This is a genomic window from Streptomyces boluensis (assembly GCF_009908195.1).
Taxonomy (GTDB): Bacteria; Actinomycetota; Actinomycetes; order Streptomycetales; family Streptomycetaceae; genus Streptomyces; species Streptomyces boluensis.
Genome location: NZ_JAAAHS010000040.1, coordinates 21,212 through 31,688 on the forward strand (window position 1 = coordinate 21,212; position 10,477 = coordinate 31,688).

The 10,477-nt window shown below is 71.1% G+C and carries 10 protein-coding genes; 4 read left to right on the forward strand and 6 right to left on the reverse strand.

Annotation, left to right across the window (positions count from 1 at the left end):
* Nucleotides 1–64: 64 nt before the first annotated feature.
* Together GUY60_RS08405 and GUY60_RS08410 are read right to left on the reverse strand one after the other, a co-directional pair.
* A complete protein-coding gene (locus tag GUY60_RS08405) occupies nt 65–670 on the reverse strand; it encodes a rhomboid-like protein (RefSeq protein ID WP_312866225.1) in 606 nt (201 codons plus the stop codon).
* Between the two features lie 112 nt (nt 671–782).
* Nucleotides 783–1,403, reverse strand: coding sequence for an NADPH-dependent F420 reductase (locus GUY60_RS08410; protein ID WP_161695459.1), 621 nt, complete (start codon nt 1,401–1,403; stop codon nt 783–785).
* 217 nt (nt 1,404–1,620) lie between these two features.
* Between GUY60_RS08410 and GUY60_RS08415 the strand changes: the two genes are divergently transcribed.
* Nucleotides 1,621–2,295 carry a FadR/GntR family transcriptional regulator gene (locus tag GUY60_RS08415; protein ID WP_161695461.1) on the forward strand — a complete coding sequence of 225 codons (675 nt, stop codon included), beginning with the start codon at nt 1,621–1,623 and terminating at the stop codon, nt 2,293–2,295.
* 178 nt (nt 2,296–2,473) lie between these two features.
* A complete protein-coding gene (locus tag GUY60_RS08420; RefSeq protein ID WP_246234503.1) occupies nt 2,474–3,751 on the forward strand; it encodes a CynX/NimT family MFS transporter in 1,278 nt (425 codons plus the stop codon).
* Between the two features lie 95 nt (nt 3,752–3,846).
* Here the strand turns inward: GUY60_RS08420 and GUY60_RS08425 are convergent, their stop codons facing one another.
* The 4 genes from GUY60_RS08425 to GUY60_RS08440 are packed head-to-tail and all read right to left on the reverse strand — an operon-like array spanning nt 3,847 to nt 7,413.
* Nucleotides 3,847–4,566, reverse strand: a complete 720-nt coding sequence (locus GUY60_RS08425) for an ABC transporter permease (protein ID WP_161695463.1) — start codon at nt 4,564–4,566, stop codon at nt 3,847–3,849.
* Between the two features lie 15 nt (nt 4,567–4,581).
* On the reverse strand, nt 4,582–5,493 hold the full coding sequence (locus GUY60_RS08430) for an ABC transporter ATP-binding protein (RefSeq protein WP_161695465.1): 912 nt from the start codon (nt 5,491–5,493) through the stop codon (nt 4,582–4,584).
* Nucleotides 5,490–6,395, reverse strand: a complete 906-nt coding sequence (locus GUY60_RS08435; protein ID WP_312866226.1) for an ABC transporter permease subunit — start codon at nt 6,393–6,395, stop codon at nt 5,490–5,492. The genes GUY60_RS08430 and GUY60_RS08435 overlap by 4 nt, the downstream gene beginning before the upstream one ends.
* Nucleotides 6,382–7,413 (reverse strand): ABC transporter ATP-binding protein, encoded by a 1,032-nt coding sequence (locus GUY60_RS08440; protein ID WP_312866227.1) that lies wholly within the window; start codon nt 7,411–7,413, stop codon nt 6,382–6,384. Before GUY60_RS08440 ends, GUY60_RS08435 begins: the two co-directional genes overlap by 14 nt.
* A gap of 271 nt (nt 7,414–7,684) precedes the next feature.
* Here GUY60_RS08440 and GUY60_RS08445 point away from each other — a divergent pair, with 271 nt between their 5' ends.
* Together GUY60_RS08445 and GUY60_RS08450 are read left to right on the forward strand one after the other, a co-directional pair.
* Nucleotides 7,685–8,533 carry a M24 family metallopeptidase gene (locus GUY60_RS08445; protein ID WP_161695469.1) on the forward strand — a complete coding sequence of 283 codons (849 nt, stop codon included), beginning with the start codon at nt 7,685–7,687 and terminating at the stop codon, nt 8,531–8,533.
* A gap of 122 nt (nt 8,534–8,655) precedes the next feature.
* Nucleotides 8,656–10,452, forward strand: coding sequence for an SDR family oxidoreductase (locus GUY60_RS08450; RefSeq protein ID WP_161695471.1), 1,797 nt, complete (start codon nt 8,656–8,658; stop codon nt 10,450–10,452).
* Nucleotides 10,453–10,477 lie beyond the last annotated feature (25 nt).

Below are 10,477 nucleotides of genomic sequence, written 5' to 3' on the forward strand. Positions count from 1 at the left end.
ACAGGCGCCGTTCCCGGCGCTGTCGACCCGTCCACTGTGCCCGCCGGCACGCACCGGCCGCCAGTTATTTTCCGTACGCCCGTACGGTCGCCCACGCACGTCGCCCGCGGGTCAGCGGCCAGGCGGCGAAGCCCACGGCGAGGGCGATGGCGTGGCCCAGGTCGGTGAAGGTGCCGCCGGTCGCGAGCGGCACGGCGAAGAACGCGGTCAGGGCAGCCGCGTAGAGCCATTTCCAGCGGCCGGGGACCAGATAGGTGAGGACGCCCGCCGAGGCCGCGAGGCCGTACGAGACGCCGATGTCGACGACGTGCAGCATGCGCCGCGACGCGTCGTGGTTCTCGATCCGGACGAGGACCACCTTCTGGCTGACGAGGGTCGCCGCGATGTGTGCCGTGGTGACGACGAGCAGCCACCGCGCGGTGCCGATTCCGCGCTCCACGCGCGCGTGCACGATTTCGAAAAGCAGCACATAGGTGGGGAGCGACGCCGGGTTCTCGATCCAGAACGCGCTGAGCAGCAGCGACTGCACCGGATGCCGGTCGAGTTCATGGAGGTTGCTGCTGGTGCGGTGCAGCAGGTACTGCTCGAGGCCCTGGCTGGAGAAGGCGATGACGAGGCTCGTGGCGAGGATGATCAGCAGCCACGCGTGCGTGCCGGGTGCCGAACGCACCCAGCTCCGCACCGGTCGTGAGGGTTCCGGTCCCGGTGGCGGAGCGGGTACGGGCGCGTACGTCACTCCTCGATCATGGCCCGTACCCGGCGGGTACGCGCTGCGCGTCCGGTCACTCGGGAGTGACGACCCGCAGGTTGAAGGTGTGGTGGCCGAGGCCCGTCGCGAGGCCGATGAACAGCAGCGCCAGATGCTCCTGACCGCGCGCCGTGGCCAGTCCGCCCAGGTCGATGCGGGTGCCGTCGGCCCAGCCGAGGTCGGCGAGCAGATCCTCGACCACTGACTTGGCCGCCGCGTCGTCACCGGAGAGGAAGACCGAGCTGGGGCCGGAGAGGGTCTTCTCCGGGTGCGCCATCACGACCGAGTCCATGGTGCAGAGCGACTTCACGACCTTCGCGCGGGGCAGCGCCCGCTGGAGCTGTTCGGCGAGGCTGGCGTCCTGGTGGACGAGGCCGAGGTCCGGGGTGAGGTCGATCGCGATGTCGAGCAGCACCGTGTCGTCGAGGGCGTCCCCCAGGGCGTCGGGGAGCCCGAGCGAGGCGTTGCCTCCGGTGGCGTTCACCACGAGCTCGCCGTGCGCGGCCGCCTCCCGCACGCCCACCACCGGGAGCTCGATGCCCTCATGGGGTGCCTCGGGTGTCCGCGAGCCGAACACCACATCGTGCCCGGCCGCCGCGGCCGCATGCCCAACTGCCTTGCCCACATTGCCTGTTCCGAGAATTCCGATTCGCATGAGGACGACGCTACGGAGCCGCGTACCGGGTGCGGATCGGGCCGGCGGACGAGGTGCGCGGCGTCCGGGACCTACGCCTGACGACCTAGCCGGGCGGTCTCAGGGCCGAGCCTGAGGGCCCCCGGAGGGCCGGACGGGGTCGGACGGGGTCGGACGGGTCAGGGCGAGATGAGTTGTAGGATGACTGGGCAACCGGGTGAATGAGAGGTACGTGGACATGGCGCTGCAGGCCGCGGGACGGCAGTCCCTCGTGGACACCGTCGTCGATCAGCTCCGCACCCAGCTCACCGAGGGCGAGTGGGCCGTCGGCGACCGCATCCCGACGGAGCACGCCCTCGCGGAGCAGCTCGGCGTCGGCCGCAACACGGTCCGTGAGGCCGTACGGGTCCTGGTGCACGCGGGGCTGCTCGAGTCGCGGCAGGGCAACGGCACGTTCGTGCGGTCCACCGCCGATCCGTCCGCGGTGCTGCGCGGTATGCGGCACGCGGGCGCGCTCGAGGTGACCGAGGTACGGGTCGCCCTGGAGGCGGAGGCGGCCAGGCTCGCCGCCGAGCGGCGCGACACCCACGACCTGTTGCGGCTGCGCGCCGCGCTCGCCACCCTGCACGAGGAGGGCGACCGGAACGCCGACGCGGACATGGCCTTCCACCTGGCGATGGTCGAGGCCACGCACAACACCGCGTTCATCGAGGTGTACCGGTTCTTCTCGGTCCAGGTGCACGAGGTCCTGGTGCACGCCCTCGGCGACCGGGACATGCCGCCCGTCGACATCGCCGGCCACGAGGCCCTGGTGGCCGCCGTCGAGGCCGGTGACCCGGTGGCGGCCGACGCGGCCGTACGCGGGCTCCTGAAGGTGCCGATCGACGCGCTCAGGCAGCTCGGGGTGGGCTGACCTTCCGGTACGCACAGGCCCTCCCGGCATGCGCATGCGCGGCCCCTCCCTCCCGGCGCGCGCGGCCGCTCCCGGCATGCGCATGCGCGGCCGGCCCCTCCCCTCTCAACAAAAACGCCCCCACGCACGCGGGCGCGTACCGACCGAGTGGTCGTACGGCCCGAGAAAGGCGCTCTCCTTGTCACGCCCCGATACCGCTCCCGCGGACGCCGACCGGCTGCTCCTGGATGCCGAGGCCGATGTCCGTCCCTCGCCCCAAGGGCTTGCCGCGCGGCGGCAGTTGCTCGCGCACCCCGTGGTGCTGCTCATCGGGATCGTGCTCGCCTCGCTCAACATGCGCGCCGCGCTCGCGAGCGTCTCGCCGCTGGTCGGTGAGATCAGTGCGGCCTTCGGCCTGTCGTCGACCGCGAGCAGCCTCGTCACCTCGGTGCCGGTGCTGTTCCTCGGCGTCGGCGCGCTGGTCGCCCCCTGGCTCGCCCGCCGCTTCGGCACCGAACTGGTGCTGTTCTGCGCCCTGTTGCTGCTCGGCGTCGGCATCCTCGTACGGGTGCTGCCCTCGGCGGCGGCGCTGTACGGCGGCGGGGTGTTGGTCGGTACCGCGATAGCCCTGCTCAATGTGTTGATGCCGGGGCTCATCAAGCGGGACTTCCCGGACCGCGCCGCGTCCATGACCTCCGTCTACACCGGCGCGATGATCGCGGGCGCGACCGTCGTCGCGGCGGCCTCGGTGCCGCTGGAGAAGGCCTTCGGCGACAGCTGGGAGGCGTCGCTCGCGTTCTGGTCGCTGCTCGCCGCGGTGGCGGCCGTGGCGTGGCTGCCGCAGGTCCTGATCGCCCGGGGCCGCACCGGGCACGAGGTGCGGACGGCGCCGGCCGGGCCGCCCGCGCGCAGCCTCTGGCGCTCGCCGCTGGCCTGGCAGGTCACCCTCTTCATGGGCCTGCAGTCGCTGTGGTCGTACGTCCTGATCGCCTGGATGCCGACGATCTTCACCGACCACGGCATGAGCCGTGCCACCGCCGGTGTCGTCTTCGCCTTCAACAACCTCATCCAGGTCGCGGGCGCGTTCGCCGTGCCGCTGCTCGCCGGGCGGATGCGCAGTCAGCGCCCGCTCGTCGCCCTGGTGACCGTCATGGTCGCGGCGGGCTACACGGGCCTGATGGTGGCGCCGGTGTCGGGTGCCTGGCTCTGGTCCGCGGTGCTCGGGATCGGGCAGGGCGGTGCGGTGGGGCTCGCCCTGACGCTGATCGTGCTGCGTTCCGGGGATGCCATGACGGCGGCGCGGCTGTCCGGGATGGCGCAGACCGTGGGTTATCTCCTCGCCGCCGCGGGCCCGTTGGCGGCCGGTGCCGTGTACCAGGCGACGGGCGGCTGGACCGTGCCGATCTGCCTGGTGCTGTGCGTGTGCGCGGCCGCCCTCGGGGTGGGTCTGCTCGCGGCGCGGGACCGTACGGTCTGAGGCACCCCGCAGCTTTCACTCATGGGAACGGCCGCCACGCACGCGTGGCGGCCGTTTCGTGCACTACGCGCGCGTGGCGTACGACGGAGCCGGGTTCACTCTTCCCCGGCCAGCGTCAGGGAGCGCAGCTTCTGGCCCGCGTACCAGGTGGCGAGGACCGTCACGCCCGTCAACAGGGCGACGGCGACCGGCAGTCCGACGTCGGAGGTGACCAGGTCGCCGCGCGCCACCCGCTCCGCCACGGCGAGGGACCACTGCTGCACGCTCAGGGTGCGCGCCCCTTCGACGAGGGAACCGAACAGCGTCTCCCAGACCAGGGCGTAGACGAGGCCGAAGACCACGGCGTGCCTGCTGACCGTGCCGAGCAGCAGGAACAGCGCGGCGTACGCGATCGAGGCGACGAGCGCGGCGACGGTGTAGGCGATGGCGACCTGCTGGCCGTTGCCGTTCAGGATCATCCCGGCGATGAACGTGGGGATCGCGGAGAACGCCATGGTCACGGCGATGGCCACGATCAGCTTGGTGACGATGATCGTCGGGCGCTTGACCGGCTTGGACAGCAGATAGACGACCGAGCCGTCGTCGATCTCAGGGCCGATGGCACCGGTGCCCGCGATCACGCCGATCAGCGGCACCATCGTGGCGAGCGCGAAGCCGCCGAGCACATCCGCGGCCACCTGGTCGTCGGCGCCGGAGAAGCCGCGTACGGCCGCGGCGATCACGATGAGCAGGACGGGCAGCGAGAACAGGATCAGCGCGCGGCGGCGGCCGAGCAGGGCCCGGTAGGTGAGCCGGGCGACAGTGGGGTCATACATGGTCGAAGGCTCCCTTCAGGCCGCGACGAGGTACGAGAAGACCGACTCGAGGGACTCGTCCGAGGGCGAGACCGTGAGCAGCCGGATGTCGTGCTCCTTGGCGACCCGCGGCAGGAGCCGGGTGAAGCGCCCGAAGTCGACCGCCTGGACGAGCAACGCGCCCTCTGCCAGGTCGACTTCGATGCCCGCGGTGGACGGGTCGGCGATCAGCGCGGCGGCCAGCGCCCGGTCGTCGCTCGAGCGCACCAGGTAGCGGTGCGGGCGGTCGGTCATCAGGCGCCTGATGCGCCGGAAGTCACCGCTCGCGGCGTGCCGTCCGGCGACGATCACCTCGATGTGCGAGGCGAGTTGCTCGACCTCCTCCAGGATGTGCGAGGAGAACAGCACGGTCCGGCCGTCGCCGCCCATGCGCCGCAACAGGTCCATCAGGTGCATCCGCTGGCGCGGGTCCATGCCGTTGAAGGGCTCGTCGAGCAGCAGCACCGAGGGGTCGTGCACCAGCGCGGAGCCCATTTTCACGCGCTGCCGCATGCCCTTGGAGTACGTGGAGATCTTGCGGTCCTGCGCGTACTCCATCTCGACGGTGGCGAGCGCGCGCCCGGCCGCCTTGGCGCCGAGACCGTGCAACTCGGCATTGGCGACGACGAATTCGCGGCCCGTGAGGAAGTCGTACATCGCCTCCCGCTCGGGGACGATGCCGATCTCCTGGTAGATCTTCTCGTTGCGCCAGATCGGCCGGCCGTCGAGCGTGACCGTGCCGGTGGATGGGGCGAGGAAGCCGCCCATCATGTTGATGAGGGTGGACTTCCCGGCGCCGTTGGGGCCGAGCAGGCCGGTCACGCCAGGACCGATCGTCATGGTGACGTCGTTGACCGCTACGACGTTGCCGAACCAGCGCGAGACGTGGTCGATGTTGAGGGAGCTCACAGCCCGACCTTTCGGTAGCGGCGCATCAGGGCGGCGTACGAGCCCACGATCAGCGCGAGGACGACCAGGAGATAGATAGCGCCGGTACCTGTACCGGGGCCCTGGCCGCCGGGGAACGCGGATTCCGCGCCGAGGAACGCCGTCTGCACCCCGTCGATCAGGGTGATCGGCGAGAAAAGCCCGAGCCACGGGACCGCGTCCGTCGAGCCCTGCACGTCGGCGATGGCCTGCACGGTGGAGACCGCCCCGTAGGAGATGGTCAGTACGGCGATGACGGCGGCGACGCCGAAGCCGCGGCGCGGGGTCAACGCGGCCATGACCAGGCCGAGTCCGGCGAAGAGCAGGGAGAGCAGAGCCACGGAGACCAACCCCTGTCCGAACCCGGCCGTCTGGTCCGCGAAGTCCATCTTGGCGAGCAGGGAACCCAGGTACAGCACGACCAGCGGGGCCGCGGTGAGCACGAAGAGGGCCGAGGCCATCGCCGCGTACTTCGCCGTCACGTAGTCGCCGCGCTCGATCGGCCGCGAGAAGTACAGCGGCACCGTCCGGAAGCGCAGGTCGCGGGAGACCGACTGCGGGGCCTGGGAGGCGATGTAGAGCCCGATGATGGCCTGGGTGGTGATGGCGTACCGGGTGTAGTCCAGCGGCAGTTCCGACATCTTGGTCTGCACGGCGACCGCCACGATGATCGCCGCCGGTACGCACATCACGGCGAACAGGATCATCGGCAGCACCTTGGACTTGGCGCTGCGGCCGAGGCCGTACGCGCCGCGCAGGGACTGCGAGTACAGCGAGCGGCGGGCGTAGGCGCGGCCGAGGCGCGGGCCGTCGTACGAGCGGTATCCGATGTTGTGGATCCGGGTCTGTGCCACGTCGGGGCGCCCGGTGTCAGCTGCCGTCACGGCCGCCTCCTCGCTGTGCGGCCTGCAACGCGGCCTGTTCGTGGGCGTGTTGACCATCCTGCTGGTCGGCCTGCTGGTCGGCCTGCTGGTCGGTGCGGAACACCTCGGCGATGTGGTGCCTGCGCTGTTCCATCCGGACCAGGCCGAGGCCGAGGTCGGCGACGGTGTCGCGCACCACGTCGTACGTCTCCTCGCCGGCGGCCTCCACGAGCAGCACGTGCCCGGCGCCCGGCAGACCGTCCTCCACGCGCGCGTGCAGCGTGACGCCGCGCTCCTGGAGTTCCTGGCGCAGCGCCAGGGTGCCGTCGGGGTGCTCGTCGGAGTCGGTGACCTCCACCGCGAGCGTGGCCATGGTCTGCGTGAAGTCGCTGGTGGAGCTGGAGCGCAGCAGCGTGCCGCCGTCGATGACGACGACGTGGTCGCAGGTGCGCTCCAGTTCGCCGAGGAGGTGCGAGGTGACCAGTACGGAGATGCCGAAGTCGGTGTGGACGCGGCGGATCAGTCCGAGCATCTCGTCCCGGCCGACCGGGTCGAGGCCGTTGGTGGGCTCGTCGAGGAGCACCAACTGCGGGTCGTGGACGAGTGCTTGGGCCAGTTTGACCCGCTGCTTCATACCGGTCGAGTAGCCGCCGATGGGCCGGTAGCGCTCCTCGTAGAGGCCTACGTGGCGCAGGGTGTCGGCGGTCCGCTCGCGCGCGGCGGTGGGCGGGAGTCCGGACATCCGCGCCATGTGCACCACGAACTCCGTGGCTGACACATCGGGCGGCAGGCAGTCGTGCTCGGGCATGTACCCGACCCGCTCACGGATCTCGGCGCCGCGGGTGGCGACGTCGAGGCCCAGCACCTGGGCGGTGCCCTCGGTGGCGGGGGAGAGTCCGAGCAGGATCTTGATGAGAGTGGACTTACCGGCTCCGTTGGCCCCGACAAGGCCGGTCACACCCGGGCCTACGTCCACGGAGAGCCGGTCGAGAGCGGTCACCCGGGGGAACCGCTTGCTGAGGCTTTCGGTCGCGATCACAGTCACGGTTCGACGGTAGTGGCGCCCACCACACCGGTCGTCAGACCAGACGCCTGGATATGTGTCCGCCTCCAGGCGTACGGACCCGTAGGGGTGTGGGACCGGAGTACACCCGCACGGCGTTGTCCACAGGCTCTGTGCACACCCCTTGACGCAGCCGCCAGGCATTGTCACATTCATCAGTGTCACGTTATGAACGCGTAGCGCATCCGAGGAACCACAGGTACGCCGGGCAGTGCAGGCACGGCCGATTCAGGGGACGGACGGTGGCATGACCTCAGCGGTGGACACGGAACTCGGCGCGGAGCTGCGGGGGTTCAGAGAGGTGCAGGCCCTCGCGTACGCCTGCGCGGAGGCGGTCGCGGCCCAGCTCAAGCCCGGGGTGACCGAGCGCGAGGCGGCGCGGATGCAGCGGGAGTGGCTGCGTGAGCGCGGGGTGCGGGACTGGTTCCACCTGCCCTTCGCGTGGTTCGGCGACCGCACCGCGTTCGCGGGCTTCAAGATCCCGCTCCAGTTCTTCCCCACCAACCGCAGGCTCGAGCCGGGGATGCCGTTCATCCTCGACATGGCCCCGGTGTACAAGGGCTTCACGGCCGACATCGGGTACTCCGGCAGCCTCGGCCTCAACCCGGTGCAGGACCGGCTCATGGCCGACCTGGAGGAGCACCGCGAGCTGATCCTGCGCGAGGTGCGCGAGCGCCGTTCGCTGCGCGAGATCTACGAGAACGTCGAGCGCCTGATGAACCGGCAGGGGTACGCGAACCGCCACCGCGCCTACCCGTTCGGCGTGATCGCGCACAAGGTCGACCGGGTCGCGGAGCGCCGCTGGGCGCCGAACGTGTTCGGCTTCGGCACCCAGGCGCTCAAGGGCCTGGCGAGCGACGCGCTGCACGGTCACCGGGACGGCTGGTCCCCGCTGTGGAGCCCGTACAAGTTCTCCGACCACCCACCGCAGCCGGGCCTGTGGGCGGTCGAGCCGCACCTCGGATTCCGGGGCACGGGCGCGAAGTTCGAGGAGATCCTGGTCGTCACCGACTCCAAGGACCCGGAGCAGAGCGCGTTCTGGCTGGACGACGACCTGCCGCACGTACGCCGCTGGGCGGAGGCACGGTCCCTGTGAGCACGGAGCGAGCGCCCGGCGGAGACGGGGAACGGGAACCCAACGAGCGGGACCAGCGAGACCAGACCGACCAGCACAAGGGCACGAGCCGCGGTGAGCGGGATCGGAAGGGCGAAGTCCGTATGACTGAAGGGCTGTTGAAGGGCGCGCGCGAGCGCTGGGTATGTACCGGCGGGGTGGAGCTCTGCGTCGCCGAGCTCGGCGACGCAGACCGGCCGACGGTCCTCCTGGTGCACGGCTATCCGGACTCCAAGGAGGTGTGGTCCAAGGTCGCGACCCGCCTCGCGGACGACTTCCACGTGGTCCTCTACGACGTGCGCGGGCACGGCCGGTCCACGGCGCCGACACCGCTGCGCGGCGGCTTCACCCTGGAGAAGCTGACGGACGACTTCCTCGCGGTCGTGGACGCGGTCAGCCCGGACCGGCCGGTGCACGTCGTCGGGCACGACTGGGGCTCGGTGCAGTCCTGGGAGTTCGTCACGGTCAAGCGCACCGAGGGCCGGATCGCGTCCTTCACCTCGATGTCGGGCCCGTCCCTCGACCACTTCGGTCACTGGATCAAGAAGCGCATGGTCCGCCCCACCCCGCGCCGGGTGGGCCAGCTCCTCGGCCAGGGCGCCAAGTCCTGGTACGTGTACATGCTGCACACGCCCGTCCTGCCCGAGCTGGCCTGGCGAGGGCCGCTCGGCGCGCGCTGGCCGAAGATGCTGCAGCGCTTCGAGAACGTGCCGCAGGACGGGTACCCGACACCGTCGCTGCCCTCGGACGCGGCCCACGGCGCCTGGCTCTACCGCGACAACGTCCGCGCCCGGCTGCGCCGCCCACGTGCCGACGCGTACGCGCACGCGCCCGTGCAGCTGATCACGCCGCTCGGGGACGTGTTCCTCTCGCCCCGGCTCTACGACGAACTGGAGCTGTGGGTCCCGCAGTTGACCCGTCGTTCGCTGCCCGCGAAGCACTGGGTGCCGCGCACCCGGCCCGACCAACTGGTCGCCTGGATCAAGGACTTCGTGACGTCCCACGAGGACCTGGGCGAGCCGGGCGCGAGCGGCACCGGCGTGGCCACCCGCAGTGCGGCGCCCACGGGCCGGTACGCGGACCGCTTCGCCGGACAGCTGGTCCTGGTCACGGGTGCGGCGAGCGGCATCGGCCGCGCCACCGCGTTCGCCTTCGCGGAGGCCGGCGCCCGCGTCGTCGCCGTCGACCGGGACGCGGAGGGCGTCGCCCGTACCGCCGAACTCGCCGCGCTGATCGGCGCGCCCGCGGCCTGGGGTGAGACCGTCGACGTCTCGGACGAGCAGGCCATGGAGAAGCTCGCCGAGAAGGTCGCCACCGAGTACGGCGTCGTGGACGTCCTGGTGAACAACGCGGGCATCGGGCTCTCCGGCTCCTTCTTCGACACCACGGCCGAGGACTGGAAGAAGGTCCTCGACGTCAATCTGTGGGGCGTCATCCACGGCTGCCGGATCTTCGGCAAGCAGATGGCGGACCGCGGCCAGGGCGGCCACATAGTCAACACGGCCTCGGCGGCGGCGTTCCAGCCGTCCAAGGCGCTGCCCGCGTACAGCACGTCGAAGGCCGCGGTGCTGATGCTCAGCGAGTGCCTGCGGGCCGAGCTGGCCGGGCAGGGCATCGGCGTCTCCGCGATCTGCCCCGGTCTGGTCAACACCAACATCACGTCGACGGCGCGCTTCGCGGGCGTGGACGCGGAGGAGGAGAAGCGCCGGCAGAAGCGGAGTTCGCGCCTCTACGGCCTGCGAAACTATCCGCCGGAGAAGGTCGCCCGAGCGGTGCTCGGCGCGGTCGTCAGGAACCAGGCCGTCGTCCCGGTCACCCCCGAGGCCCGCGGCGCGCACCTCATGTCCCGCTTCACCCCCAGGGCACTGCGCGCGGTCGCCCGACTCGAACCGCCGCTGTAGCGACCGGAGTCGGGGCTACCGGGTC

Coding starts and splice junctions, on each gene's coding strand:
- GUY60_RS08410 (WP_161695459.1), bottom strand. CDS start 1,403: ATGCGAATCGGAATTCTCGGAACAGGCAATGTGGGCAAGGCAGTTGGG.
- GUY60_RS08415 (WP_161695461.1), top strand. CDS start 1,621: ATGGCGCTGCAGGCCGCGGGACGGCAGTCCCTCGTGGACACCGTCGTC.
- GUY60_RS08450 (WP_161695471.1), top strand. CDS start 8,656: ATGACTGAAGGGCTGTTGAAGGGCGCGCGCGAGCGCTGGGTATGTACC.
- GUY60_RS08425 (WP_161695463.1), bottom strand. CDS start 4,566: ATGTATGACCCCACTGTCGCCCGGCTCACCTACCGGGCCCTGCTCGGC.
- GUY60_RS08445 (WP_161695469.1), top strand. CDS start 7,685: ATGACCTCAGCGGTGGACACGGAACTCGGCGCGGAGCTGCGGGGGTTC.